The 25,452-nt window shown below is 67.3% G+C and carries 22 protein-coding genes; 13 read left to right on the top strand and 9 right to left on the bottom strand.

Going from position 1 to position 25,452, the window contains the following annotated elements; all coding sequences use genetic code 11:
• Positions 1 to 68 precede the first annotated feature (68 nt).
• The 4 genes from mdlC to AC1RCS_RS19730 all read left to right on the top strand — a co-directional run bounded on the left by mdlC (position 69) and on the right by AC1RCS_RS19730 (position 3,798).
• Entirely contained in the window at positions 69 to 1,691 is a 1,623-nt protein-coding gene (gene mdlC, locus AC1RCS_RS19715; protein ID WP_492245566.1) for a benzoylformate decarboxylase, read from the top strand.
• Between the two features lie 95 nt (positions 1,692 to 1,786).
• A complete protein-coding gene (locus tag AC1RCS_RS19720) occupies positions 1,787 to 2,788 on the top strand; it encodes a Bug family tripartite tricarboxylate transporter substrate binding protein (RefSeq protein ID WP_218293921.1) in 1,002 nt (333 codons plus the stop codon).
• Between the two features lie 142 nt (positions 2,789 to 2,930).
• Positions 2,931 to 3,344 (top strand): nucleoside diphosphate kinase regulator, encoded by a 414-nt coding sequence (gene rnk, locus AC1RCS_RS19725; RefSeq protein ID WP_218293920.1) that lies wholly within the window; start codon positions 2,931 to 2,933, stop codon positions 3,342 to 3,344.
• A gap of 73 nt (positions 3,345 to 3,417) precedes the next feature.
• Positions 3,418 to 3,798: a hypothetical protein gene (locus AC1RCS_RS19730; RefSeq protein ID WP_492245565.1), complete on the top strand. Its 381-nt coding sequence runs from the start codon at positions 3,418 to 3,420 to the stop codon at positions 3,796 to 3,798.
• Positions 3,799 to 3,863: 65 nt separating this feature from the next.
• Here the strand turns inward: AC1RCS_RS19730 and AC1RCS_RS19735 are convergent, their stop codons facing one another.
• Positions 3,864 to 4,982, bottom strand: coding sequence for an acyltransferase family protein (locus tag AC1RCS_RS19735; RefSeq protein WP_492245564.1), 1,119 nt, complete (start codon positions 4,980 to 4,982; stop codon positions 3,864 to 3,866).
• A 188-nt stretch (positions 4,983 to 5,170) separates the two neighbouring features.
• On the opposite strand from AC1RCS_RS19735, the gene AC1RCS_RS19740 reads away from it, so the two are divergent.
• The 3 genes from AC1RCS_RS19740 to AC1RCS_RS19750 are packed head-to-tail and all read left to right on the top strand — an operon-like array spanning position 5,171 to position 8,154.
• On the top strand, positions 5,171 to 5,764 hold the full coding sequence (locus AC1RCS_RS19740) for a GbsR/MarR family transcriptional regulator (protein WP_218293917.1): 594 nt from the start codon (positions 5,171 to 5,173) through the stop codon (positions 5,762 to 5,764).
• Between the two features lie 4 nt (positions 5,765 to 5,768).
• Positions 5,769 to 7,136 (top strand): cytochrome ubiquinol oxidase subunit I, encoded by a 1,368-nt coding sequence (locus AC1RCS_RS19745; protein WP_492245563.1) that lies wholly within the window; start codon positions 5,769 to 5,771, stop codon positions 7,134 to 7,136.
• A 16-nt stretch (positions 7,137 to 7,152) separates the two neighbouring features.
• Positions 7,153 to 8,154, top strand: coding sequence for a cytochrome d ubiquinol oxidase subunit II (locus AC1RCS_RS19750; protein ID WP_370628452.1), 1,002 nt, complete (start codon positions 7,153 to 7,155; stop codon positions 8,152 to 8,154).
• 94 nt (positions 8,155 to 8,248) lie between these two features.
• Here AC1RCS_RS19750 and AC1RCS_RS19755 read toward each other — a convergent pair whose 3' ends face one another.
• From AC1RCS_RS19755 to AC1RCS_RS19790, 8 genes are all read right to left on the bottom strand, one after another.
• Positions 8,249 to 9,385, bottom strand: a complete 1,137-nt coding sequence (locus AC1RCS_RS19755) for an ABC transporter substrate-binding protein (RefSeq protein ID WP_218293914.1) — start codon at positions 9,383 to 9,385, stop codon at positions 8,249 to 8,251.
• Positions 9,386 to 9,595: 210 nt separating this feature from the next.
• Positions 9,596 to 10,549, bottom strand: coding sequence for an NAD(P)H-dependent flavin oxidoreductase (locus AC1RCS_RS19760; protein ID WP_218340662.1), 954 nt, complete (start codon positions 10,547 to 10,549; stop codon positions 9,596 to 9,598).
• 137 nt (positions 10,550 to 10,686) lie between these two features.
• On the bottom strand, positions 10,687 to 12,477 hold the full coding sequence (locus AC1RCS_RS19765) for an acyl-CoA dehydrogenase (protein ID WP_492245562.1): 1,791 nt from the start codon (positions 12,475 to 12,477) through the stop codon (positions 10,687 to 10,689).
• 70 nt (positions 12,478 to 12,547) lie between these two features.
• Entirely contained in the window at positions 12,548 to 13,480 is a 933-nt protein-coding gene (locus AC1RCS_RS19770; RefSeq protein WP_492245561.1) for an electron transfer flavoprotein subunit alpha/FixB family protein, read from the bottom strand.
• A complete protein-coding gene (locus AC1RCS_RS19775; RefSeq protein ID WP_492245560.1) occupies positions 13,481 to 14,230 on the bottom strand; it encodes an electron transfer flavoprotein subunit beta/FixA family protein in 750 nt (249 codons plus the stop codon).
• 221 nt (positions 14,231 to 14,451) lie between these two features.
• Entirely contained in the window at positions 14,452 to 15,780 is a 1,329-nt protein-coding gene (locus AC1RCS_RS19780) for a mechanosensitive ion channel family protein (protein ID WP_218293909.1), read from the bottom strand.
• A gap of 11 nt (positions 15,781 to 15,791) precedes the next feature.
• Entirely contained in the window at positions 15,792 to 16,583 is a 792-nt protein-coding gene (locus AC1RCS_RS19785) for an enoyl-CoA hydratase (protein ID WP_492245559.1), read from the bottom strand.
• Positions 16,584 to 16,723: 140 nt separating this feature from the next.
• Complete coding sequence (locus AC1RCS_RS19790) at positions 16,724 to 17,629, bottom strand: histone deacetylase family protein (protein ID WP_255591329.1); 906 nt, start codon at positions 17,627 to 17,629, stop codon at positions 16,724 to 16,726.
• A 108-nt stretch (positions 17,630 to 17,737) separates the two neighbouring features.
• Between AC1RCS_RS19790 and AC1RCS_RS19795 the strand changes: the two genes are divergently transcribed.
• The 6 genes from AC1RCS_RS19795 to AC1RCS_RS19820 all read left to right on the top strand — a co-directional run bounded on the left by AC1RCS_RS19795 (position 17,738) and on the right by AC1RCS_RS19820 (position 25,204).
• On the top strand, positions 17,738 to 18,658 hold the full coding sequence (locus AC1RCS_RS19795; RefSeq protein ID WP_218294447.1) for an AAA family ATPase: 921 nt from the start codon (positions 17,738 to 17,740) through the stop codon (positions 18,656 to 18,658).
• Between the two features lies 1 nt (position 18,659).
• A complete protein-coding gene (locus AC1RCS_RS19800; RefSeq protein ID WP_218340658.1) occupies positions 18,660 to 19,706 on the top strand; it encodes a DUF58 domain-containing protein in 1,047 nt (348 codons plus the stop codon).
• Positions 19,707 to 19,818: 112 nt separating this feature from the next.
• Positions 19,819 to 21,846 carry a transglutaminase TgpA family protein gene (locus tag AC1RCS_RS19805; protein ID WP_218294446.1) on the top strand — a complete coding sequence of 676 codons (2,028 nt, stop codon included), beginning with the start codon at positions 19,819 to 19,821 and terminating at the stop codon, positions 21,844 to 21,846.
• 215 nt (positions 21,847 to 22,061) lie between these two features.
• Complete coding sequence (gene mltB, locus AC1RCS_RS19810) at positions 22,062 to 23,138, top strand: lytic murein transglycosylase B (RefSeq protein ID WP_492245558.1); 1,077 nt, start codon at positions 22,062 to 22,064, stop codon at positions 23,136 to 23,138.
• Positions 23,139 to 23,438: 300 nt separating this feature from the next.
• Positions 23,439 to 24,437, top strand: coding sequence for an ABC transporter ATP-binding protein (locus AC1RCS_RS19815; RefSeq protein WP_218293905.1), 999 nt, complete (start codon positions 23,439 to 23,441; stop codon positions 24,435 to 24,437).
• Positions 24,438 to 24,442: 5 nt separating this feature from the next.
• Positions 24,443 to 25,204: an ABC transporter permease gene (locus AC1RCS_RS19820; RefSeq protein WP_218294445.1), complete on the top strand. Its 762-nt coding sequence runs from the start codon at positions 24,443 to 24,445 to the stop codon at positions 25,202 to 25,204.
• Positions 25,205 to 25,452: the final 248 nt, after the last annotated feature.

Here is a 25,452-nt window from a genome sequence, read left to right on the forward strand (position 1 = left end):
CATTGTATTGATGGATGACGCAGGCCCGCCGAAGATCAGGGCCTTCCTCTTCAGCACCGCCACGCCCCATGCTCCAGGCTCTCCCCAAGAACACGGCCCCTGCCGCGCCCACCCCCTCCAGCCGCCCCACGGTGCGCGAGGTGGTGCTCGACCTGCTGCGCGGCTTCGAGATCAACACCATCTTCGGCAACCCCGGCTCCACGGAGCTGCCGCTGTTCCTCGACTTCCCCAGCGACTTCCGCTACATCCTGGGCCTGCAGGAATCCGTGGTGGTGGGCATGGCCGATGGCTATGCGCAGGCGAGCCACAACGCCGCCTTCGTGAACCTGCATTCGGCGGCCGGCGTGGGCCATGCGATGGGCAACATTTTCACGGCGCACAAGAACCGCACGCCCATGGTCATCACGGCCGGGCAGCAGGCGCGGTCCATCCTGCCGTTCGACCCGTTCCTGTTTTCGAGCCAGGCCACCGAGCTGCCCAAGCCCTATGTGAAATGGAGCATCGAGCCCGCCCGCGCCGAGGACGTGCCGCTGGCCATCGCGCGCGCCTACTACATCGCCATGCAGCAGCCGCGCGGGCCGGTGCTGGTGTCCATCCCCGCGGACGACTGGGACAAGCCCTGCGAGCCGCTGCAGGCCCGCACCGTGAGCACCGAGACGCGCCCCGAGCCCCGCGTGCTGCAGGCCATCGGCGACGCACTGGACGCCTCGCGGCGCCCCGTGTTCGTGGTGGGCGCCGCCGTGGACCGCGACCGCGCCTGGGACGACGTGCTGGCCCTGGCCGAGCGGCACAGCGCCGCCGTATGGATCGCCCCCATGTCCGGCCGCTGCGGCTTTCCGCAGGACCACCGCCTGTTCGCGGGCGTGCTGCCGGCCATGCGCGAGAAGATCGTGTCGCTGCTCGGCGGCCATGACTTGGTCTTTGCGCTCGGCGCCGCCGCGTTCACCTACCACGTCGAAGGCTTCGGGCCGCACGTGCCCCCCGGCGCGCATCTGGTGCAGCTGATCGACGACCCCGGCACGGCCGCCTGGACGCCCGAGGGCACCTCGGCCGTGGGCAGCGTGCGCCTGGGCGTGCAGGATCTGCTCGCACGCCCCGCGCCCGCCGGGCGCGACCTTCCCCCCGCGCGCGCCGCACGGCCGCGCGCGGAGCCCTCCGCCCTGATGAGCGTGCCCTATGTGATGCAGACGCTGGCCGAGGTGCGCGAAGCGGCCTCCATCGTGGTGGAGGAAGCCCCCAGCTCCCGCGCGGCCATGCACGCCTACCTGCCCATCCTGCAGAGCGAGACCTTCTACACCATGTGCAGCGGCGGCCTGGGCTACGGCCTGCCCGCCGCCGTGGGCGTGGCGCTGGCCAGGCCCGACCGCAAGGTCATCGGCCTCATCGGCGATGGTTCGGCGATGTACTCCATCCAGGCGCTGTGGAGCGCCGCGCAGCTCGAGCTACCCATCACGTTCATCATCCTCAAGAACCGCCGGTACGCGGCGCTGCAGGAGTTCGCGCCCACCTTCGGCTTCCACGAGGGTGACAAGCTGGAGGGCACCGACCTGCCGGACCTGGACTTCCTGGCGCTGGCCCGGGGCCAGGGCTGCGATGCCGTGCGCGTGAGCGACGCCAGCGAGCTGCCGGACGTGCTGCGCACGGCGCTGGCCCATCCGCGCGCCATCCTGGTGGAGGTGGACGTGGCCTGACACGACCGCCACGGCGAGCCCCGCCATCCCTTGGTTTCACCCCGCAAAAGAAGCACACAAGACCCGGCACGCCCGGGCCACACCTGGAGACAAGCATGCATTCATTTCCCCCTCGCACCACGCGCCGCCTGCTGGGCGCGCTAGCCCTGGCCGGCGCCGCGTCCAGCCTGCTGCTGCTGCCCGCCGCGGCACGCGCAGACACCTGGCCCGGCAAACCCATCAAGGTGGTGGTCAATTTCCCGGCGGGCGGCGCGGCGGACCAGATCGCCCGCGCGGTCACGGTGCCGCTGCAGGCCGCGCTCGGGCAGCCCGTGGTGGTGGAGAACCGGGGCGGCGCCGGCGGCAACATCGGCGGCGAAGCCGTGGCCAAGTCGCCGGCGGACGGCTACACCCTGCTCATGAGCTCGGGCGGCATGGTGTCGGTCAACCCGCACCTGTACCCCAAGATGCCGTTCGACCCCGCCAAGGACCTGGTCCCGGTGGCCGCCGCGGCGCGGGTGCTGGTGTTCCTGGAGGTCCGGCCCACGCTGCCGGTCAACAACATCCAGGAGTTCCTGAAGTACCTCAAGGCCAACCCCGGCAAGCTGACCTTCGGCACGCCGGGCAACGGCAGCTCGCCGCACCTGGCGGCCGAGATGCTCAAGGCCCAGGCCAACGTGTTCGCGGTGCATGTGCCCTATCGCGGCGCGGCCCCCGCCATGCAGGACCTGCTGGGCGGGCAGGTGGACTTCATGTTCGACCCCGGCATCGGCCTGCAGCACGTGAAGGCGGGAAAGCTCAAGCTGCTGGCGGTGGGCAGCTCCAGGCGTTCGCCGCTGTTCCCGGACGTGCCCACGCTCGAAGAGGTGGGCCTCAAGGGCTTCGATGCCGACACCTGGTTCGGCTTCTACGCCCCGGCTGGCACGCCGCCCGAGGTGGTCAGCCGCCTGAACCGCGAGATCAACAAGGTGCTGGCCACGCCGGCCGTGAAGGAGCGCATCGCGGCACTCGGAGGCGTTCCCGCACCGATGTCCCCGGCCGACTTCAACGCCCGTGCATCCATCGACAGCACACGGTTTGGAGCGCTGATCAAGGCGCGCAACATCCAGGGGGATTGACCCCCCGGGCCGCCCGGCGCCGTCCCCACCGGGGGAAGCGGGCGGGCCGCCGTGGGGCCGCCCCGAATGACCGTGCGCGGCAGTGCGAGATTGGCGATGGTCTACAGTCCCGCGCTTTGCAACACACCACCGAGGTACCGCCATGGCGCGCAAGCCCCAGATCATCCTGTCGTCCCTGGACGTTGACCGCATCGAGGCCCTTCTGGCAGCCATTCCGGCCAGCGTCTTTCCGGGCAAGGCCGAACTGCAGGCGGAGCTGGACCGCGCCGACGTGGTGGCCCCGGAAGAAATCCCGCCGCACGTGGTCACGATGAACTCCACCGTGCAGTTCTCGATCCTGGAGACGGGAAAGGAGTTCTGCCTGACGCTCGTCTACCCCCGCGACATGGACGGCAGCGCGGACCGGATCTCGATTTTCGCGCCCGTGGGCAGCGCCCTGCTGGGCCTGTCCGTGGGCGACGAACTCGCCTGGCCCGGCCCGGGCGGCAAGTCGATGACGGTGCGGGTGAAGGACCTTCTGTACCAGCCCGAAAGCGCGGGCGAACTCCACCGCTGACCGCGCGACGAAACGTCGCCTGGCGGCACCACGCTTGGTGCCACCGCCACATGCAGTGACAATGGCATCCGCCATGACCAGCCCGCCTCCACCCCCCGACAACCCGCTCATCGAAACGTTCGACCCGGACTCGACCGTCGCCTTTCAAAGGCGGATGGAGCGCGCGCCGGAATGGTTCTGCTCGTTCCTGGCCGGCAACAGCCGCGAGAAGAGCCGCCTCAAGCGCGAGATGGCCACGATGAAGGGCTCGGTGGTGTGGCTGGTGCAGCAGCGCCGCCAGGGCAACTGGACCGCCGACGAACGCACGCACCTGCGCGATGTGATGCGGTCGGCGTCTTCCGTCAGCCCCTACCTTTTCATCTGGGTGATTCCTGGATCGATGCTGATCCTGCCCTTCATGGCCTGGTTCATCGACCGCCAGCGCAAGCGCCGGGAACGCAAGCTGCGAGGCTGATTGCGCCAGGTGCCGCCGCGCGGCACCTCAGGGGTTTGCTGCGGCCCCCAGAACCTGTTCCTGCCTCATGCCCAGTTGCTGGATACCGCCACCAGCATGCCCGCCCCCACCAGCCCCATCTGCCAGCGCAAGGCCGTGGTCCAGGAGGGCACGTGGCGCTCCACGCGCAGATACAGCTGCCGCCCCGCCGCCAGCGACAGCACGAACGCCAGCAGCATGCCCAGCGCGTTGGGCACCGGCGATGCGGGCCACAGGTGGCTGACCACCGCGTTCACGAGCAGGCACACCGCGAAGTGCACCAGGAACACCGAGTACGACATCTGCCCGAGCTGCACCAGCGGCCCCACCCCGCGCCATGACCGCACGCCTTCCGAGCGCAGGGCGGCCACCAGGCACAGCGCCGTCGCCAGGGCCACCAGGATGCGGCCACGGTGGTCAATGGCCAGCGCAACGCCCCCGAGCAGCACCATCGCGGCGAGCCAGCCCCACGCCTGGCGCGCCCGCACGGCCCAGTAGGCCAGCATGCCCAGCCCGTACGCGCCGAAGAAATACACGGCCCACATGTCCAGCTCGGGCATGCGGTTGAACACCCACAGCGACAGGGCCACGCCCGCCACGATCGCGCCCTGCGCCAGCCGCGCCGCATGCCGCCGGGCCCAGGCGCCAGGCAACGCGCGCGCTCCAGCCCATGCCAGCACGCTCACCGCGAACAGCTGAAAGTCAATGGCCACGTACCAGACGCCCGCGGAAAGCGCGCTCTCGCCGACGATGTCCTGCAGCAGCAGCGCGTTGGCCAGCAGCTGCGCCAGGGTGGGCTCGTCCGGCACGGAAGCGTGCTCCATCCACGGCCGCACCAGCGCGGCCACCACCACCGTCAGCAGCAGCGCCACGGCATAGGGCACCACCAGCCGCACGAAGCGCTTGGCGATCGCGTGGCCTACGTGGTCGAAGCGCGGCACGCCCTGCGGCGCCAGGCTGGCGGCGGCCAGGTAGCCGCCGATCACCAGGAACACCTGCACCGCCATGCGGCCGTAGTCGTACAGCCAGGCGATGAGCCCCGGGGCCAGAGGCTGCGCGATGTCCGACATGGGCCCGTAGAAGGCCAGGTGGTGCCAGACGATAGCGATGCATGCCAGGCCTTTGGCCATGTCGATGACGGGCGTGCGGGAAAGGGAAGAGGACATGCTGCGGCAGGTAGTGGGCAAGCCGTGCGCCTACAGGAACACAGCCCAAAACCCTCTATTGTCGCCGTCCTTCGGATTCGATGCTGGTCGCCCAGGTGTCTTGCCGGATAACCTAGCCCTTGAGTCCGCAATTTCCTGAATTTTCAGTATTTACTGAAAATTCAGGAAATGAGGCACAATCGATGTCCATGACCTACATCAATCATCTGCCACCCCTGAACCGCCAGTTCGTCGCCCACTTTGGCGAGATGGGCAGCCGGTGGGGGATCAACCGCACCGTGGGCCAGATGTATGCGCTCATCTTCCTGTCACCGCGCCCGCTCAACGCGGACGAGATCGCCGAGACGCTGGAGTTCTCGCGCTCCAACGTGAGCATGGGCCTCAAGGAGCTGCAGGCCTGGCGCCTGGTCAAGCTGAGCCACCAGCCCGGCGACCGGCGCGAGTACTTCGAGGCGCCCAAGGACGTGTGGGAGATTTTTCGCGTGCTGGCCGAGGAGCGCCGCCGCCGCGAGATCGAGCCCACGCTGTCGATGCTGCGCATGGCGCTGCTCGAGGAGCCCGGATCGGACGAAGAGCGCCATGCCCAGGAGCGCATGCGCGACATGCACGAACTGATCGACCGGCTCATGACCTGGTTCGACGACGTGCAGCGCCTCGCGCCCGAGACGGCGATGCAGCTCATGGGCATGGGCACCGCCGTCACCCGCGTGCTCGAATTCAAGGACCGGCTGACCGGCAAGGGCGGCCCCGCCAAGGGCAAGAGCAACCACCAGGAAGCCTGAAACCATGGACACCTTCATGCTGTCGCGGATCCAGTTCGCCGCCAACATCAGCTTTCACATCCTGTTTCCCAGCATCACCATCGCGCTGTGCTGGTTCCTGGTGTTCTTCCGCTTGCGCCACTCGGCCACGCGCGGCACACCGGCCGCGCCGGGCTGGGAGCAGGCCTACTATTTCTGGACCAAGGTGTTCGCGCTGACCTTTGCCATGGGCGTGGTCTCGGGCATCACGATGAGCTTTCAGTTCGGCACCAACTGGCCGGGCTACATGGAGCACGTGGGCAACATCGCCGGGCCCCTGCTGGGCTACGAGGTGCTCACGGCCTTTTTCCTGGAGGCCACCTTCCTGGGCATCATGCTGTTCGGCCGGGGCCGCGTGTCCGAGCGCATGCACCTCGTCGCGACACTCATGGTGGCGTTTGGCACCACGCTGTCGGCGTTCTGGATCCTGAGCCTGAATTCCTGGATGCAGACCCCCGTGGGCTACGAAATCATCGACGGCAAGTTCCACGCAGTGGACTGGCTGGCGATCGTCTTCAACCCCTCCTTCCCCTACCGGCTGGGCCACAAGCTGCTGGCATCGGCCCTGACCGCGGGCTTTCTCATCGCCGGGGTGAGCGCCTGGCAGCTCGTCAAGGGCACGGCCACCGAAGGCACCCGCAAGGCCCTGCGCACCGCCGTCGCCGCCGTCGCCATGGCGATCCCGCTGCAGATCCTCATGGGCGACATGCACGGCCTGAACACGCTGGAGCACCAGCCCGCGAAGATCGCGGCGATCGAAGGCATCTGGCACACCGAGCGGGGCGCGCCCCTCACGCTATTCGGGCTGCCCAACGAAAAGGAAGGCCGCACCGACTACGCCCTCCAGATCCCCAAGGCGGCGAGCCTGATCCTGGCGCACGACATCGATGCCGAGCTCAAGGGCCTGAACGAGTTTGCTGGCGCCCATCCCCCCGTGGCGCCGGTGTTCTGGGCGTTCCGCGTGATGGTCGGCGTGGGCATGCTGATGCTCGCGGTCGCCTGGGCGGGTGCTGTCGTGCTGTACCGCCGCCGCAGGCACGACCTGGCCACCCTGCCCCGGCCCATGCTGTACGCGCTGGTGGGCATGACGTTCTCCGGCTGGGTGGCCACCCTGGCCGGCTGGTACGTGACCGAGATCGGCCGCCAGCCCTACCTGGTCTATGGCCTGTTCAAGACCGCCGACGCCGTGGCGGCGCATCCTCCGGCGATGGTGGCCTCCACCCTGGCCGCCTACCTCACCGTGTACGTGCTGCTGCTCGCGGCCTACATCGGGGTGATCAAGTACATGGCGGAGCACTCGGCCATGCCGGTTCCCGCCGTGGCGCCGCCCGCCGCGCCACCCCATCCGCTGTAAGGAGGACACCATGGAAATGACCCTGGCCCACACCCTGCCCCTGGCGTTCATGGCCATCATGGGCCTGGCGCTGCTCGCCTACGTGATCCTGGACGGCTATGACCTCGGGGTGGGCATCCTGCTGCCCTTCGCGAGCGATGCGGAAAAGGACGTCATGGTGTCGAGCATCGGCCCGTTCTGGGACGCCAATGAAACCTGGCTGGTGCTGGGGGTGGGCGTGCTGCTGATCTGCTTTCCGATGGCCCACGGCGTGGTGCTGTCCGCCCTGTACCTGCCCGTGGCCGTGATGCTGGTGGGCCTGATCCTGCGGGGGGTGGCGTTCGACTTCCGCGTGAAGGCCCGCGATTCGCACAAGACGGCCTGGAACCGCCTGTTTGCCGCGGGCTCGCTGGTCACCACCCTGGCCCAGGGCTGGATGCTGGGCGCCTATGTCACCGGCTTCCAGAACGACACCTGGGGCCTGCTGTTTTCCACGGGCATCGCCATCACCCTGCCCGCGGCCTACGCCATGCTCGGCGCCGGCTGGCTTCTCATGAAAACCGACGGCGCATTGCAGCGCAAGGCTGCCCGCTGGGGCCAGGGGGCCCTGTGGCCCATGGGGTTTGCGCTCATGGGCATCTCGCTGGCCACGCCGCTGGTCAGCCACACGGTGTTCGCCAAGTGGTTCGTGCTGCCCGAACTGTTCGCCCTGCTGCCGATACCGCTGGCCTGCGTGGCCGCCTTCTTCGCCATCCGCCACGTGCTGGCCACGCCCCGCGTGGTCGAGGCGGGCTATGGCTGGATCGTGTTCGCGGCCACGGTGCTGATCTTCGTGCTGGCCTTCTTCGGGCTGGCCTACAGCATCTATCCGTACATCGTGATCGACCGCCTCACGGTGTGGCAAGCCGCCAGCGCACCAGAGTCCCTCGCGGTGATCGGCATCGGGGTGGCCATCACGCTGCCAGCCATCATCGTCTACACGGTCTTCATGTACCGGGTGTTCTGGGGCAAGGCGCGGGAGCTGACCTACGGGCTGTGACACGCGCCCAGGCCCGCTGCCAGGGCGCCGTGGCCCGCCCGCAGCACGGGCGGCTTCCCCCTGGAGGCGGGCGCGCTGCGCCCCAGATATGGGATCAATACCGCAAGCTGCCCTCGGCATCCACGATGGCCAGCTCCACATAGGTGGAGCCGTTGTGGCTCCTGGGCGAATACTTGACGTTGAAGCGCCCGAACGAGATATCGCCCGCATCCTCCATGGTCTTGATGAAGGACTCCGTGCTCAGGTTGCGCCCGGTGCGGCGCAGGCCCTCCACCAGCAGCCGGGCGTGCACGAAGCCCTCGAACTGCGAGGCCGACGGCTGGGCGCTTGGTGACTTGGCGCGCAGAAGGGCCAGGTACTCGGCCACCACGGGCACCGTGGTGCTGCGCAGCGAGGGCATGATCTGCGCCAGGATGATGCCGCGCGCCTTGTCCTTGAGCTCGCGGTGGATCACGTCCATGCTGGCCACGGAAAACCCGTAGTACGCGGGCCGCGCCGCCGTGGACTGCACCGCCTTGATGTAGCTGGTGAACGTGGTGCCCGCCGTCGCCACGATGACGGCCTGGGGCTGTGCCTTGTCGGTGGCCTGCGCGGCGGCCGCGAAGTCGGGCTGCTTGGGGTCGACCTTGATCTCGGCGACGAAGGCGAGCTTTTCCTCCTCGGAGGCTTTCTTGAGCTCGGCCAGCAGCGTCTTGCCCAGGCCGTCGTCCTGGTAGAACACCGCCACGCGGCTGATGCCCTGGTGGCGCAGCTGCGAGACGATCTTGCCGGCCTCGCTGGCGTAGCCGGCCCGCACGTGAAAGACATAGGGATTCAAGGTTTCCCGAAACGCCGAGGCCCCCGTGACCGGCCCGAACAGCAGCGTGCGGTGTTCCTTGACCAGGGGCAGGATGGCCGCCGTCTGCGCCGTGCCCGTGCTGTTGTAGATCATGAAGACCTTGTCGTTCTCCAGCAGCTGGCGCGTGTTCTCCACGGCTTTCTGGGTGTCGAAGCCGTCGTCCAGCGTGGTGTAGCGGATCATGCGGCCGTGCACGCCACCCTGCGCGTTCACGGCGTCGAACATCAGCCGCGACCCTTCCCCATACTGCGCGGTCTGAGCGCCGAGCGGCCCGGAGAGCACGGCGGACGCGCCCAGGCGGATCTCGTCGCCGGTCACGCCCTCATTGCGGGCGTGCGCCCCCTGGCTGGCACAGAGGGCCAGCATCAGCCCCAGCAAACATGAACGAAGCATGGCACCTTCCCCGCGACGATGACGGACGGCGCCACACGACGCGGCACCCATCTGGTTATTAATCATCATCATTGTCCACGGCATGCGCTGCCGTCCATTGAGGGTTTGCCCTGTCGCGACCAGCCCACACCCGCCCCACGGGGCTGCACAAACGGCTGCGCCCGCAGCGCATGGCACGCTGCGGGCGCACAAGGCAGGCCTCGCCGGGGATCAGAGCTTCAGGCGCGCCCGGGCAGCCTCATACTCCGCGCGCAGCCGGGCCACCAGCTCGGCGGTGCTGGTCACCGCATTGATCGCGCCAATGCCCTGGCCGCAGCCCCAGATGTCCTTCCAGGCCTTCTTCGCGTCGCCGCCGAAGTTCATCTTGCTCGGGTCCGATTCGGGCAGGTTGTCGGGGTCCATGCCCGCCGCGCGGATCGACGGCGCCAGGTAGTTGCCGTGCACGCCGGTGAACAGGTTGCTGTAGACGATGTCGTCCGAGCTGCCTTCCACGATGGCCATCTTGTAGTCATCGCTGGCGCGGGCCTCGTGCGTGGCGATGAAGGCCGAGCCGATGTAGCCGAAGTCCGCACCCATGGCCTGCGCCGCCAGCACCGCGTCGCCGCTGGCGATGGAGCCGCTGAGCGCGATGGGGCCGTCGAACCACTGGCGGATCTCCTGGATCAGCGCGAACGGGCTCTTCACGCCCGCGTGGCCGCCGGCACCGGCGGCCACGGCGATCAGGCCGTCGGCGCCCTTCTCGATGGCCTTGTGGGCGAACTTGTTGTTGATGATGTCGTGCAGCACCACGCCGCCCCAGGCGTGCACGGCCTGGTTCACGTCCTCGCGCGCGCCCAGGCTGGTGATGATGATCGGCACCTTGTACTTGGCGCAGACCTGCATGTCGTGCTCCAGCCGGTCATTGCTCTTGTGCACGATCTGGTTGATGGCAAAGGGCGCGGCGGGCTTGTCCGGATTCGCCTTGTTGTAGGCGGCCAGCGTCTCGGTGATCTCGGCCAGCCATTCATCAAGCAACTCTGCCGGGCGGGCATTGAGCGCGGGCATGGAGCCCACCACACCCGCCTTGCACTGCTCGATCACGAGCTTGGGGTTGCTGATGATGAACAGCGGCGAGCCGATGACGGGGAGCGACAGGTTTTGCAACACGGGAGGCAGTTTGGACATGGCGACAACTTCCTGAACAGGTTTTTGGATGAAATAGGGCTCTAGCGCTTATTCATCAAGCGCTAGCAGCTATCATTTTTATATCAATGAGCTGCCCGCTCTGCGGGCAGTCAGTCTCCTCACAACACGCTCAACCTTCAAAAGGCGTCCAGCGCCAGTTCGGTCACGCTGGCGGCGCCGTCCACGATGCTGTCGCGCAGCCCCGGTGCCTTCACCAGGATGTGCTCGGCATAGAACTGGGCCGTGGTGATTTTTGCGCGCATGAAGGCTTCGTCCTGTCCCTTGTGCAACAGGTCCTGCGCCACCAGCAGGCTGCGCGCCAGCTGCCAGCCCGCCACCACGTTGCCTGCCAGCATCAGGTAGGGCACGCTGCCCGCGAACACGGCGTTGGGCTGGGCCTTGGTGCCACCCGCCACGAAGTCGATCACGTCGAGCAGCGCCTTGCGCGCGGCCGTCAGGCGCCTGGCCACGGCCAGTGCAGCCGGGGTGCCGCTGGCCAGCAGCTCGCCTTCGGTGGTCTCGATCTGCGCGGCGATGCCCTTGGCCACCTGGCCCCCATCGCGTGCCGTCTTGCGGCCCACGAGGTCATTCGCCTGGATGGCGGTGGTGCCTTCGTAGATGGTCAGGATCTTGGCGTCGCGGTAGTACTGCGCCGCGCCGGTTTCTTCGATGAAACCCATGCCGCCATGCACTTGCACGCCCAGGCTGGTCACCTCCAGGCTGGTCTCGGTGCTGTAGCCCTTGACCAGCGGCACCATGAATTCGTAGAACGCCTGGTTCTGCTTGCGCGTCTCGGCATCGGGGTGGTGGTGAGCGGCATCGAACGCAGCAGCGGCCACGGTGGCCATGGCGCGGCAGCCCTCCACGGTGGCGCGCATGGTCATGAGCATGCGCTTGACGTCAGGGTGGTGAATGATGGCGGCGCTGGCGTTGATGCTGCCGTCCACGGGGCGGCTTTGCACGCGGTCCTTGGCGTACTGAACGGCCTTCTGGTAGGCGCGCTCGGAGATCGCGATGCCCTGCATGCCCACGGCGTAGCGGGCTGCGTTCATCATGATGAACATGTATTCGAGGCCCCGGTTTTCCTGGCCCACCAGGTAGCCCACCGCACCGCCGTGGTCGCCGAACTGCAGCACCGCTGTGGGCGATGCCTTGATGCCCAGCTTGTGCTCGATGCTCACGCAGTGCGCGTCGTTGCGCGCGCCCAGGGTGCCGTCCTGGTTGACCATGAACTTGGGCACCACGAACAGGCTGATGCCCTTCACGCCATCGGGCGCGCCCGCCACCCGTGCCAGCACTAGGTGCACGATGTTCTCGGCCATGTCATGTTCACCATAGGTGATGAAGATCTTGGTGCCGAAGATCTTGTAGGTGCCGTCGGGCTGGGGTTCGGCGCGTGTGCGCACAAGGGCCAGGTCCGAGCCCGCCTGGGGTTCGGTCAGGTTCATGGTGCCAGTCCATTCGCCCGTCACCAGCTTTTCAAGGTAGGTGGCCTTGAGCTCGTCACTGCCGGCCGTGAGCAGCGCCTCGATGGCCCCGTCGGTGAGCAGCGGGCACAGCGCGAAGCTCATGTTGGCGCTGTTGGTCATCTCGATGCAGGCCGCGCCGATGGTCTTGGGCAGGCCCTGGCCACCAAAGTCGGCCGGATGCTGCAACCCCTGCCAGCCGCCTTCGCCGTACTGGCGGAAGGCTTCCTTGAAGCCGGGGGTGGTGGTGACGACACCGTCTTTCCAGCTCGACGGGTTCTTGTCGCCTTCGAAATTGAGCGGAGACAGCACCCCTTCGTTGAACTTGGCGCACTCTTCCAGCACGGCGGCGGCCGTGTCCAGGCCTGCGTCTTCAAAGCCGGGGATCTGCGCGATCTGTTCAATGTTGGCCAGGTGCTCGATGGCGAACAGCATGTCCTTGAGGGGGGCGGTGTAGCTCATGGGTGTCTCCGGGGAATTTCGTCAAAAAAAAGGCATCGCGAGCGATGCCTTTGTGTGCACGGTGGCGTTCTTACAGGGCCTTGACCAGCTCTGGCACGGCCGTGAACAGGTCGGCTTCCAGGCCGTAGTCGGCCACGCTGAAGATCGGTGCTTCGGGGTCCTTGTTGATCGCCACGATCACCTTGGAGTCCTTCATGCCCGCCAAATGCTGGATCGCTCCCGAGATGCCGGCGGCGATGTACAGCTGGGGCGCCACGATCTTGCCGGTCTGGCCCACTTGCCAGTCGTTGGGCGCGTAGCCCGCGTCCACCGCGGCGCGGCTGGCGCCCAGGGCGGCACCCAGCTTGTCGGCCAGCGGGGTCATCACTTCGTCGAACTTTTCCTTGCTGCCCAGCGCCCGGCCACCAGAGACGATGATCTTGGCGGCGGTCAGTTCGGGGCGGTCGCTCTTGGCGATTTCACTGCCCACGAAGGTGCTCTTGCCGGTATCAGCGGTAGCAGCAGCGGTTTCGACGGCGGCAGAGCCACCGGTGGCGGCTGCGGCGTCAAAGCCGGTGGTGCGCACGGTGATGATCTTCACGCTGTCGGCGCTTTGCACGGTGGCGATGGCGTTGCCCGCGTAGATGGGGCGCTCGAAGGTGTCGGCGGCGACCACCTTGGTGATGTCGCTGATCTGGGCCACGTCGAGCTTGGCGGCCACGCGGGGCGCCACGTTCTTGCCGCTGGCGGTGGCGGGGAACAGGATGTGGCTGTAGTTCGAGGCGATGGCCAGGACTTGCGCGGCGACGTTTTCTGCCAGGCCGTGTTCCAGGCCGGGCGCGTCAGCATGGATGACCTTGGCGACGCCAGCGATCTGGCCCGCGACGGCTGCGGCAGCACCGGCGTTGTGGCCGGCGACCAGCACGTGCACGTCGCCACCACAGGCCACGGCGGCGGTCACGGTGTTCAGGGTGGCGCCCTTGATGGACGCGTTGTCGTGTTCAGCAATAACGAGTACCGACATTTAGATCACCTTCGCTTCGTTCTTGAGTTTCTCGACCAGGGCGGCCACGTCGGCCACCTTGATGCCAGCGCCACGCTTGGCGGGCTCGGTGACCTTCAGGGTCTTCAGGCGCGGAGCCACGTCCACGCCGAGGTCTTCGGGCTTGACGGTATCGAGCTGCTTCTTCTTGGCCTTCATGATGTTGGGCAAGGTGACGTAGCGGGGCTCGTTCAGGCGCAGGTCGGTCGTGATGACCGCTGGAAGGGTCAAGGCCAGGGTTTCCAGGCCGCCGTCCACTTCACGCGTCACGCTGACCTTGTCGGCCGACAGCTCGACCTTGCTGGCGAAGGTCGCCTGGGGCAGGTCGGCCAGGGCCGCCAGCATCTGGCCGGTCTGGTTGGCGTCGTCGTCGATGGCCTGCTTGCCCAGGATGATGAGGGAGGGCTGCTCCTTGTCCACCAGGGCCTTCAGGAGCTTGGCCACGGCCAGAGGCTGCAGTTCGACGTCGGTTTCCACCAGGATGGCGCGGTCGGCGCCAATGGCCATGGCAGTGCGCAGGGTTTCCTGGCACTGGGCCACGCCACACGAGACAGCGATGACTTCGGTCACCAGGCCTTTTTCTTTCAGGCGCACGGCCTCTTCGACGGCGATTTCGTCAAAGGGGTTCATGCTCATCTTCACGTTGGCGATGTCCACACCCGTGTTGTCCGACTTCACGCGGACCTTCACGTTGTAGTCCACCACGCGCTTGACAGGGACCAAGACCTTCATTGCTGCGGCTCCTAGATAGAGTTGGTTGAATTGACGTTTACGTAAACTAGAACATTCTATGCCGCACTGCAACGAAAGCGCTACGGGGCCGGAACACAGACCTCACGATTCCAAAAAAAAGAACGATCGTGCTTTTTGTCGATTATAGGCGAGTGCACCGGGCGCCTGTCTAGAGTCTGCTGTCGCATGCGGCACCCCCGTTCGCGGCCCCCGGGGCCCGGTCACCGCGCGGTGGCAGCCCCAGGCGCCGCTGGCGCGCCGGGTGACAGAGCCGCCGCCAGCCCCCCTTCGACCTGCACGTGCATGACCCGCTGGGGGTAGGGAATCTCGATCTGGTGGGCGCGCAAGGCGCTCAGGATGGCGCGGTTGATCTCCGAGCGCAGGCCCAGTGAGCCGTTCTCGGGGTCGGCGATCCAGAAGCCGACCGTGAACTCCAGCCCGTCGGCCCCAAACGCCGAGAGGGCCACGCTGGGGGCGGGATCGCGCAGCACCCGGCTGCTGGCCAGCGCGGCGTCCGCGAGAAGCCGGGTCACCAGGTCCACATCGCTTTCGTAGGCCACGCTCACCACGGTCGACAGCCACACGCGGGGGTCGGCCAATGACAGGTTTTCCACCCGCTGGGTGATCAGCATTTCATTGGGCACGATGGACTCGCGCCCCGTGGACGAACGCACCACGGTGTAGCGCGCATTGATGTTGGTGATGCGGCCTTCGAAATTGTCGACGCGCACGTTGTCGCCGATGCGCATGCTGCGCTCGGCCAGGATGACGAACCCGCTCACGTAGTTGGACGCCAGCTTCTGCAGGCCAAAGCCGATGCCCACGCCCACGGCACCACCCAGCACCGACAGCGCCGTCAGGTCGATGCCCACGGCCGACAGCGCCATGATGAGCCCGACGAAGATCAACAGCGCCCGCACGGCATTGCTCACCGCCTTGCGCAGCGACAGTTCCGCCCCCGTGGCCGAGCGCAGAAGGCGCGACTCGATGGCGGCGGAGATCCACAGCGCGATGAGCAGCACCGCACCGGCGGTCAGCGCGCCTTCGATGATGGTGCGCACCGACAGCGTCGCGCCCCCTACCTTCCAGTGGATCTGGTCCAGCTCCTCCAGCACCAGCGGCAGCAGCCCCGTGACCCAGAGCACCATGCCCAGCCAGGCCAGCCAGGAGATGGAGCGTTCGATGGGCCGCACCCAGGCAGCGTCCGGGTATGCCACCTGCAGCACCTTCACGCCAATGCGGATCACCACCAGCGCCACCAGCACCGGGATCGCCAGCTTGAAGGCGGCCAGCGCCACCCAGTGGTGCAGCAGCGTGCGCGCCACATAGGCCAGGCTCAGCAGCACCAGCGGAAACAGCGCGCCATCCACGATGCGGGTGCCAAACAGAATGGAGCGTGGATCGCCCCGGTGCAGGCCCCGCTGCAGCAGCGAGACCAGGCCCCAGGCCAGGGCGACGCACCCTGCCAAGGCCGCCAGCTCCACCAGCACCGTCGGGCTGAGGAAGGACTGCACCCACAGGCCCACATCGTCGAGCATCGGCTTGTCCATCGTGGCGATCCTCAGCGCTTCCAGCGGGGCTGGCGTTTTTCCGCAAAGGCGCGCGCGCCCTCCTGCGCGGCCTCGTCCATCATGTTGGTGGCCATGGCCTGGCCCGCCAGCTGGTAGGCGGCATCCATGCCCAGCTCGCGCTGCTGGTACACCAGCGCCTTGCCCATGGCCACGGCCACGCGGGGCTTTTGCAGGATGGACTGCACCAGCATCTCGACCTCGGCGTCCAGCGCATCGGCGGGCACCACGCGGTTCACCAGGCCCTGTGCCAGCGCGGTGGGGGCATCGATGAAATCGCCGGTGAGCAACATTTCCATCGCCCGCTTGGCGGGCACATTGCGCACCAGCGGCACGCTGGGCGTCGCGCAGAACAGGCCGTAGTGGATGCCGCTGGTGGCAAAACTCGCGCTGTCGGCCGCCACCGCCAGATCGCACTGCGCCACCAGCTGGCAGCCCGCCGCCGTCGCCATGCCCTGCACCCTGGCGATCACGGGTACTGGCAGCTTGTGGATGGTGAGCATCATGCGGCTGCATTGCGCAAACAGCTTTTGGTAGTACGCCAGCTCCGGGTTCGCCGCCATGTCCTTGAGGTTGTGCCCGGCACAGAAGGCCTTGCCCGCTGCGGCCAGCACCACCACGCGCACAGATTCGTCGCGGTGCGCTTCGTCCAGCGCCTGTTGCAGGGCTGTCAGCATTTCAGAGCCCAACGCATTGAAGCGTGCAGGGTCGTTCAAAGTGAGGGTGATCACACCGCGCGTATCACGGGTGATCAGCAGCAGCTCGTCAGAATTTGGAATCGTCATGTTGTTTCTCCTGTGCACAGCAATGCGAGGGGCGTTTGAAACAGGCGCGCATGAGGCCAGTGCCACCGTGGAACTGGCTTCGCCAGGCCACGGGTGGCGTCCCCCTCAGGGGGAAGACGCCGCAGGCGGCTCAGGGGGAGTCAAAGATCAGCCAGGACCCGCAAATGCGCCTCCACGCTGCGCGCCAGCGGCCCCATCACATAGCCGCCCTCCAGGCACGACACGATGCGGCCCTGGGAATAGCGCCGCGCCACGTCCTTGACCCGCTGGGTGATCCAGGCGTAGTCCTGCTCGGTCAGGCCCAGCTGGCCCATGTCGTCCTCGCGGTGGCCGTCGAAGCCGGCGGAGACGAAGATCATCTCGGGCTTGAAGGCCTCCAGGCGCGGCATCCACATCATCTCGATGATCTCGCGGATGTCCATGCCACGGGTGTACGCAGGCACGGGCACGTTGACCATGTTGGGGGCCGGGTCCTGGTCGCCGCTGTACGGGTAGAACGGGTGCTGGAAGATGCTGACCATCAGCGCGCGCGGGTCGCCCGCCAGGATGTCCTCGGTGCCATTGCCATGGTGCACATCGAAGTCCACCACCGCCACGCGCTGCAGGTTGTAGCGCTGCAGCGCATATTTGGCGGCCACCGCCACGTTGTTGAAGAAGCAAAAACCCATGGCCTTGTCGCGGCACGCATGGTGCCCGGGCGGACGCACGGAGCAGAACGCGTTCTCGACCTCGCCGGCCATCACCGCATCGGTGGCGGCCAGCGCGGCACCCGCGGCGCGCAGCGACGCCTTCCAGGTGTGGGCGTTGATGGAGGTGTCGGTGTCGATCTGCGCGTAGCTCGGGCCGCCCGCCATCAGCTCTTCGTTGAGCCGGTCGGACAGGCCCCGCAGCGCCGCGATGTGCATGCGGCCATGCGCCAGCTCGATGTCGGCCAGCGAGGCCTCGGGGGCCTCGTAGCGCTCCAGCGCATCGCCCACCCCGGTGACCAGCAAGCGGTCTTCGATGGCATCGAGCCTTTCGGGGCATTCTGGGTGGCCCGGGCCCATCTCGTGCTTCCAACAATCCCGATGGGTGAAATAGCCCGTCTTGCTCACAGTCAATCCCCGTGTCTCGTATTTTTTTGGATAGTTTTCGGATAACGTCGCGCCATGACAATGAATGCACAGCACAAGATCAAATCGCTTCTGGATCAGCTTAACACGGTGATCGTGGGCAAGCAGGCCCAGGTACAGGACTGCGTGGCCTGCCTGCTGGCCGGCGGGCACCTGCTCATCGAGGATGTTCCGGGGGTGGGCAAGACCACCCTGGCCCATGCGCTGTCGCGCACTTTCGGCCTGCAGTTCTCGCGCGTGCAGTTCACGGCCGACCTGATGCCCAGCGATCTGACGGGCGTCTCGGTCTACGAGCGCGGCAAGGAAGCCTTCGTGTTCCACCCCGGCCCGGTGTTCGCCCAGGTGCTGCTGGCCGACGAAATCAACCGCGCCAGCCCCAAGACGCAAAGCGCGCTGCTCGAAGCCATGGAGGAAAAGCAGGTGTCGGTAGAGGGCGAGACGCGCGCCCTGCCCCACCCCTTCTTCGTGATCGCCACCCAGAACCCGCACGACCAGCTGGGCACCTTCGCGCTGCCCGAATCGCAGCTCGACCGCTTTCTGATGCGCATCTCCATCGGCTACCCCGACCGCGCGGCCGAGCGCGTGCTGCTGGCGGGCGCGGACCGGCGCGACATGGTGGACACCATGCTGCCCCTGCTGTCCGACGAGGAACTGGCCGAGCTGCAGCGCCAGGTGCAGGCCATCCATGCGGCCGACCCGCTGCTCAACTATGTGCAGGACCTCATCGCCGCCACGCGCTCGGGCCGGTGGTTCCTGCAGGGCCTGTCGCCCCGCGCGGGCATCGCCCTGGTGCGTGCGGCCAAGGCGCAGGCCCTCATCAGCGGGCGCGACTACGTGGCGCCCGACGACGTGCAGGCCGTGCTGCCCCAGACCATCGCCCACCGCCTGGTGCCCGTGGGCGATGCCGGACGCGGCGCGGTGGAACAGGTGCGCGCCATGGTCGAGGCCGTGCCGCTGCCGTGAAATGACAGCCGCCCATCCCCCCGCCACGCTCCGCCCGACCGGGGGCTGGCGCGCCATCCTGGCCCGGGTGAGCCCGCTTGCGCCACTGCGCCGCCGCTTCCAGCGCTGGTGGCAGGCGCGCCTGCCGCTGAGCGACACGCTCGCGCTCACGCAGCGCAATGTCTACATCCTGCCCACCGGCTCGGGCTGGATGCTGGCATTGACGCTCATCGTGCTGCTCATCGCGTCCATCAACTACCAGCTCAACCTGGGCTACCTGCTGACCTTTCTGCTGGCGGGCAGCGCCGTGGTGGGCATGCACATCTGCCACGCCAACCTGCGCGGGCTCACGCTGCACCTGAAGGCGCCCGAGCCACACTTCATGGGCACCAGCACGGCGTTTGACATCCAGCTGTCCAGCGAGCGCAAGACGCCGCGCTACGGCATCGCCCTGTCGGTGCACGGCACGGGCAAGGAGGCACACCACTGGGCCTGGACCGACGTGCCCGCGCAGGGCCAGTCGAGCGTGCAGGTCGCTTTCAAGCCCCCGCGCCGGGGCCTGCACCGCGTGCCCACGCTGACGGCCGAGACGCGCTTTCCGCTCGGCACCTTCCGCGTCTGGACCTACTGGCGGCCCGCGGCCCAGGTGCTGGTCTACCCCGCGCCCGAGACCCCGGCACCGCCGCTGCCGACCGGCGAACCGCGCGCGGGCGGCGCCGGCAACACGCCCACGCAGGGCATTGGCGAATTCGACGGCGTGCGCGCCTACCGCCGGGGCGACCCGCTCAAGCTCGTGGTCTGGAAGAAGGCCGCCAAATCGCTGGGCACCGGCACGGACGACCTGGTCAGCCGCGACGCCCAGCAAGCCCAGCGGCACGAACTGTGGCTGGACCTGGCCCGCGCCTCGCTGCCCGACCACGAAGCCCGCATCTCACGCCTGGCCGCCTGGGTGCTGCAGGCCGACCGGCTGGGGCTGGACTATGGCCTGCGCCTGCCGGGTGTCGAGATCGCCCCGGACACGGGTGCGGCGCACCGACGAAATTGCCTGGAGGCACTGGCGCTGTGCTGAACCCCGCTTCAAAATCCGTATCCAGTGGGCCCCTGTCGCATACAGGCAAGGCGCAGGGAGCTATATTTTTTATAGCATGTCCACCACTCCAAGCCGGGCCTGGACCGTTGCCATGAACCTGCGCCAGACCCTTGTTTCCCTGCCGCGCGACGCCCGCGACACGCTCTTTCTGCTGTTCGTGATCGTCTGGGTCATCGCACCGCAGGTGTCCAACCTGCCGGTGTGGACCAGCCTGCTGGCCGGCGGGCTGCTGCTGTGGCGCGGCTGGCTCGCCTGGAAAGGCCGGCCCCTGCCCGGGCGCTGGACCGTGGGCGCCCTGCTGGTGGTGGCGGTGGCGGGCACGCTGTTCACGCACCGCACCATCCTCGGGCGCGATGCGGGCGTCACCCTGGTCGTCATGCTGCTGGCGCTCAAGATGCTGGAGCTGCGCGCGCGCCGCGACGCGATGGTGGTGTTCTTCCTGGGCTTCTTCACGATGCTCAGCAACTTCTTCTTCTCGCAGTCGCTGCTCACCGCCGCCGCCATGCTGGTGGCGCTGCTGGGCCTGCTCATGGCGCTGGTCAATGCCCACATGCCGGTGGGGCGCCCGCCCCTGGCGCAGACCTTTCGCATGGCGGGCACCATGGCGCTGCTGGGGGCGCCCATCATGGTGGCGCTGTTCATGCTGTTTCCGCGCATGGCGCCGCTGTGGGGCATGCCCGGGGAGAACCTCACGGGGCGCAGCGGCCTGTCGGGCACCATGAAGATCGGCGAGATGGCCGAGATCGCGCTCGACGAACGCGTGGCCATCCGCCTGCGCTTCGCGGGGGCGCCCACCGATGTCCCGCCCCAATCGGCGCTGTACTTCCGCGGGCCCGTCATGACGGCGTTCGATGGCCGGCAATGGCAGGCCGAGCCGTTTCGGGAAGACAGCGCCTGGGCCGCACGCGCGGCCCTGCCAGCCAACCTGCAGGTCAGCGGACCGGCCGTGCGCTACGAAGTGACGCTCGAGCCCCAGCGGCAACCCTGGCTGATGGTGCTGGAAGCCACCCCCGAGGCGCCCGAGCTGCCCAACAACATGCGGGCCTACATGACCCAGGACCTGCAGTGGATGACCTCACGCCCCATCACCGAGGTGATGCGCTACCAGGCCGTGAGCTACCCCGAGTACCGCCATGGCCCCCAGCAGTCCGTGCGGCAGCTGCGCGTGTACACGGAGCTCCCCCCCGGCTTCAACCCCCGCACCCTGGCTTTGGCCGCGCAAATGCGCGCAGACCCCGCGCTGGCCAGCGGCGGAACAAGCGCGCTGGTCAATGCGGCCCTGCAGCGCCTGCGCACGGGCGGCTACACCTACACCCTCGATCCCGGCGTCTATGGTGAACACACCGCCGACGAGTTCTGGTTTGACCGCAAGGAAGGTTTTTGCGAACACATTGCCTCGGCCTTCGTGGTGCTGATGCGCGCCCTGGATGTGCCCGCACGCATCGTCACGGGCTACCAGGGGGGTGAACGCAATCCCGTGGACGGCTACTGGACCGTGCGCAATGCCGATGCCCACGCCTGGGCCGAGGTGTGGATGGAAGGCCGCGGCTGGGTGCGCGTGGACCCCACGGGCGCCGTCTCGCCAGGCCGCGTGGGGGCGTTCCAGCGCCTGCAGGCGCCCCAAGGCGCGTTCGCGGCAGCGATGGGCGCGCTCAGCCCGGGCATGGTGCAGAACCTGCGCGCCGTGTGGGAAGCCGTCAACAACAGCTGGAACCAGTGGGTGCTCAACTACACGCAGAGCCGCCAGATGGACCTGCTCAAGGCGCTGGGGTTTGAATCCCCCAGCTGGCAGGACCTCACCACCGTGCTGGGCACCCTGGTCATCGCGGCCGCGCTGGGCGGCATGGGCTGGAGCCTGTGGGAACGCAGCCAGCACGACCCCTGGCTGCGGCTGCTGGCCCGCACGCGCCAGCGCCTGGCGCGCGCGGGCCTGCCACTGCCGGAAACCCTGCCACCGCGCGCGATGGCCGAACGGGTGCGGGCACAATTCGGGGCGCCAGCCGACGCAGTGGCAGACTGGCTGCTGCGGCTGGAGCGACTGCGCTACGCCCCCCACCCCGACACCGAACTGGGCACGCTGCGGCGCGAATTCCGCACCCTGCCCTGGCCCAAGAAATGAATCATCCCCCTGAGCGGCTTCGCCGCTCCGTGCAGCCGCCAGAGACGGCAGCCCTTCGGGGCCGTCCCAGCCTGCGCAGGCAGGCCTGGATCCGCGGCCTCCAGCTCCTTCTCTCGGCTCCGCCAGCGCGGCGAGGCGGCCCTTGCGCGATGACGCTGGCCCGGGCCGCGCCGGTTTCGCGGCGCAGGGACACAACAAAGTAACGAACAACCGACATGAAGAAGACAGCCCGATGGGCCAAAATTGCTCTATTTTTAATAGCATCTTGCACAATAGCAGCAAGCGCCAGCCCCCAAAAACCCTCTAAACCCACCGCCACGAAGCAAAAGCCCGCGGTGCCCTATGCATCGCGCCCCGAGGCCCTGCAGTTTGCCGACGACCTGGCCGCACGCCGCGACCTGGACCGCGAATGGGTGCGCCAGGCCATCGGGCAGGCGCACTTCCTGCCACAGGTCCCCCGCCTCATGCTGCCGCCAGCCAAAGGCACCGCCAAGAACTGGCGCGTGTACCGCAGCCGCTTCATCGATCCCATCCGAATACGCGCCGGCCAGCGGTTCTGGCAGGAGAACGAGGCCACGCTGGAGCGGGCCGAGCGCGAGTACGGCGTGCCCGCCGAGATCATCGTGGGCATCATCGGCGTGGAGACCATCTACGGCCAGCAGATGGGCACGTTCCGGGTGATGGACGCGCTGGCCACGCTGGCGTTTGATTTCCCGTCAACCCACCCGCGTGCCAAGGAGCGCACCGCATTTTTCCGCGGTGAGCTGGAGCAGTTCCTGAGCCTCACCAACCGCAGCGACACCGACCCGTTCGAGCCCCGTGGCAGCTACGCCGGTGCCATGGGCCTGGGGCAGTTCATGCCGTCGAGCTGGGTGCGCTATGCGATTGACTTCGATGGCGACGGCCGCGTGGACCTGTTCAAGAGCCCGGCGGACGCCATCGGCTCGGTGGCCAACTACTTCCGCGGCCATGGCTGGACGCCAGGCATGCCCACGCACTTTGGCGTGCAGTTCGACGGCGCGCGCCTGCAGCTCGACGACCTGCTGACACCCGACATCCTGCCCACCTTCAGCGTGGCCAGCATGACAGCCAAAGGCGCGGTGCTGGATGCCCAGGGCGCGCAGCACACCGGCCCGCTGGCACTGGTGGAACTGCAAAACGGCGGCGAGCCCGCCAGCTATGTGGCAGGCACCGAGAATTTCTACGCCATCACGCGCTACAACTGGTCCAGCTACTACGCGATGGCCGTGATCGAGCTGGGCCGCGAGGTGGCGGCGGCGCGAGCGCGCTGATCCTGGCGCTGAGGCGGCCGGAGCAGGCGCACAGGGTCGACCGAGGGGCCGAGCACCGGATGACCCGCAATACCCTTCGCGAGCCGAACTGCCTGGTGGGGCTGCGGATCGGAGCCAGCTGTACTACCCGCACCGCACGCATCCGGTGGCGAAGGGGAAAAGATCTGTCCTGGCCGCAGGGCCAAAGCGGGGTTTGCCAGCGCCTGCCAGCGCGGTTGCGCAACTCAAGCCACAATGCGTCGCTCCCCCGCTTGCCCGGCAACCGCCGCGGCGGCATGCACTATTCCTGACCACCATCCCATGCCTGCATCACCTTCTTCCATGCCCGCTGCGGACGCGATCGTCCGTGTGCGCGGCGTGAGCAAAACCTACGCTGGCGGTTTCCAGGCACTCAAGAACATCGACCTGGACATCCGGCGCGGCGAGATCTTTGCCCTGCTCGGGCCCAACGGCGCGGGAAAGACCACGCTCATCAGCGTGATCTGCGGCATGAGCAATGCCACGGCGGGCTCCATCAGCGCCGATGGCCATGACACCGTGCGGGACTACCGCGCCGCCCGCGCGGCCATTGGCCTCGTGCCCCAGGAACTGCACACCGATTCGTTTGAAACCGTGTGGGCCACGGTCAACTTCAGCAGAGGGCTGTTCGGCAAGGCTCCCGACCCTGCGTTCATCGAAAAGATCCTGAAGGACCTGTCGCTGTGGGACAAGAAGGACAGCAAGATCCTCGCGCTCTCGGGCGGCATGAAACGCCGCGTGCTGATCGCCAAGGCGCTGTCGCACGAGCCCAAGATCCTGTTCCTCGACGAGCCCAGCGCGGGCGTGGACGTGGAGCTGCGCCACGACATGTGGCGCCTGGTGCGGGCGCTGCGCGATGCGGGCACCACCATCATCCTGACCACGCATTACCTGGAGGAAGCCGAGGACATGGCCGACCGCATCGGCGTGATCCGCAAGGGCGAGCTGATCGTGGTGGAGGACAAAGATGTGCTGATGCGCAAGCTGGGCAAGAAGCAGCTTGCACTCACGCTGCAGCAACCGATGCAGCAGATACCCGCGTCGCTGGCCCGCTGGCCACTGGTGCTTAGCCAGGGTGGCACCATGCTCACCTACACCTTTGACACCCAGCAAGAAGACACAGGCATTGCCGCACTTTTGCGCGCGCTGGCCGAACACGGGATTGACTTCAAGGACCTGCATTCCAGCGAGAGTTCGCTCGAAGACATTTTTGTGGGCCTGGTGCACCAGGACAAGGACCAGGACCACGCCCCGTCGCAACAGAAAGCATCCCGAGCATGACCGGCCTGAACCTGCATGGCGTGCGTGCCATCTATCGCTTCGAGATGAACCGGGCCTTTCGCACCTGGATGCAAAGCCTGATCGCACCGGTGCTGTCCACGGCGCTGTACTTCATCGTCTTTGGCTCGGCCATTGGCTCGCGCATGGGCGACATCGGCGGCGTGAGCTATGGGGCCTACATCATCCCCGGCCTGCTCATGCTGTCGCTGCTGTCCGAAAGCATTTCCAACTCGGCTTTTGGCATCTACATGCCCAAGTGGTCCGGCACCATCTACGAGCTGCTCAGCGCGCCGGTCAACTGGGTCGAGGTGCTGCTGGGCTATGTCGGCGCCGCAGCCACCAAGTCGCTGCTGGTATCGGTGCTCATCCTCACCACCGCCAGGGTGTTTGTGCCCTACGAAGTGGCGCATCCGGTGTGGATGGTGGGCTTTCTGGTGCTCACCGCCGTCACATTCTGCCTATTCGGATTCATCATCGGCCTCTGGGCTGACAGCTTTCAAAAGCTGCAGGTGATCCCGCTACTGGTCATCACACCGCTGACGTTTCTCGGCGGTGCGTTCTACAGCATCAGCATGCTGCCGCCGTTCTGGCAGACCGTTTCGCTGTTCAACCCGGTGGTCTATCTCATCAGCGGGTTGCGCTGGGCGTTCTACGGCCAGGCCGATGTCCACATCGGCGTGAGCGCGGGCATGACGTTCGTGTTCATGGCCCTGTGCCTTGTCGTGGTGTGGTGGGTGTTCAAGACGGGACGGCGCATCCGGCGCTGAACGCACCGCAAGACCTGGGCTGGGCGGTGCTTCATAGAGTCAGCATTTTGAACTTGAAACAACCCGTTCGGTCTGAGCCTGCTGCAACTGGACGACCTCTTACCGCAAGACTCCTGCCCACCTTCAGCGCCGCCAGCATACAAGCGAAGGGGCGGCGTGCTGGATGGCACCGCCGCGCAGCATCTGGGACCCCTGGCCTCGTCGAACTACACAACGGCGGCGATACGCCGAGCTACGTGCCGGGCACC

The sequence above is a fragment of the Acidovorax sp. GW823-FHT01C06 genome (genome assembly GCF_058798375.1).

Coding starts and splice junctions, on each gene's coding strand:
- AC1RCS_RS19750 (WP_370628452.1), top strand. CDS start 7,153: ATGACCCTGGCCCACACCCTGCCCCTGGCGTTCATGGCCATCATGGGC.
- AC1RCS_RS19775 (WP_492245560.1), bottom strand. CDS start 14,230: ATGAAGGTCTTGGTCCCTGTCAAGCGCGTGGTGGACTACAACGTGAAG.
- AC1RCS_RS19740 (WP_218293917.1), top strand. CDS start 5,171: ATGACCTACATCAATCATCTGCCACCCCTGAACCGCCAGTTCGTCGCC.
- mdlC (WP_492245566.1), top strand. CDS start 69: ATGCTCCAGGCTCTCCCCAAGAACACGGCCCCTGCCGCGCCCACCCCC.
- AC1RCS_RS19805 (WP_218294446.1), top strand. CDS start 19,819: ATGAACCTGCGCCAGACCCTTGTTTCCCTGCCGCGCGACGCCCGCGAC.
- AC1RCS_RS19755 (WP_218293914.1), bottom strand. CDS start 9,385: ATGCTTCGTTCATGTTTGCTGGGGCTGATGCTGGCCCTCTGTGCCAGC.
- mltB (WP_492245558.1), top strand. CDS start 22,062: ATGAAGAAGACAGCCCGATGGGCCAAAATTGCTCTATTTTTAATAGCA.
- AC1RCS_RS19795 (WP_218294447.1), top strand. CDS start 17,738: ATGAATGCACAGCACAAGATCAAATCGCTTCTGGATCAGCTTAACACG.
- AC1RCS_RS19745 (WP_492245563.1), top strand. CDS start 5,769: ATGGACACCTTCATGCTGTCGCGGATCCAGTTCGCCGCCAACATCAGC.
- AC1RCS_RS19760 (WP_218340662.1), bottom strand. CDS start 10,549: ATGTCCAAACTGCCTCCCGTGTTGCAAAACCTGTCGCTCCCCGTCATC.
- AC1RCS_RS19815 (WP_218293905.1), top strand. CDS start 23,439: ATGCCTGCATCACCTTCTTCCATGCCCGCTGCGGACGCGATCGTCCGT.
- AC1RCS_RS19800 (WP_218340658.1), top strand. CDS start 18,660: ATGACAGCCGCCCATCCCCCCGCCACGCTCCGCCCGACCGGGGGCTGG.
- AC1RCS_RS19790 (WP_255591329.1), bottom strand. CDS start 17,629: ATGGGCCCGGGCCACCCAGAATGCCCCGAAAGGCTCGATGCCATCGAA.
- AC1RCS_RS19720 (WP_218293921.1), top strand. CDS start 1,787: ATGCATTCATTTCCCCCTCGCACCACGCGCCGCCTGCTGGGCGCGCTA.
- AC1RCS_RS19785 (WP_492245559.1), bottom strand. CDS start 16,583: ATGACGATTCCAAATTCTGACGAGCTGCTGCTGATCACCCGTGATACG.
- AC1RCS_RS19770 (WP_492245561.1), bottom strand. CDS start 13,480: ATGTCGGTACTCGTTATTGCTGAACACGACAACGCGTCCATCAAGGGC.
- AC1RCS_RS19765 (WP_492245562.1), bottom strand. CDS start 12,477: ATGAGCTACACCGCCCCCCTCAAGGACATGCTGTTCGCCATCGAGCAC.
- AC1RCS_RS19730 (WP_492245565.1), top strand. CDS start 3,418: ATGACCAGCCCGCCTCCACCCCCCGACAACCCGCTCATCGAAACGTTC.
- rnk (WP_218293920.1), top strand. CDS start 2,931: ATGGCGCGCAAGCCCCAGATCATCCTGTCGTCCCTGGACGTTGACCGC.
- AC1RCS_RS19735 (WP_492245564.1), bottom strand. CDS start 4,982: ATGTCCTCTTCCCTTTCCCGCACGCCCGTCATCGACATGGCCAAAGGC.
- AC1RCS_RS19780 (WP_218293909.1), bottom strand. CDS start 15,780: ATGGACAAGCCGATGCTCGACGATGTGGGCCTGTGGGTGCAGTCCTTC.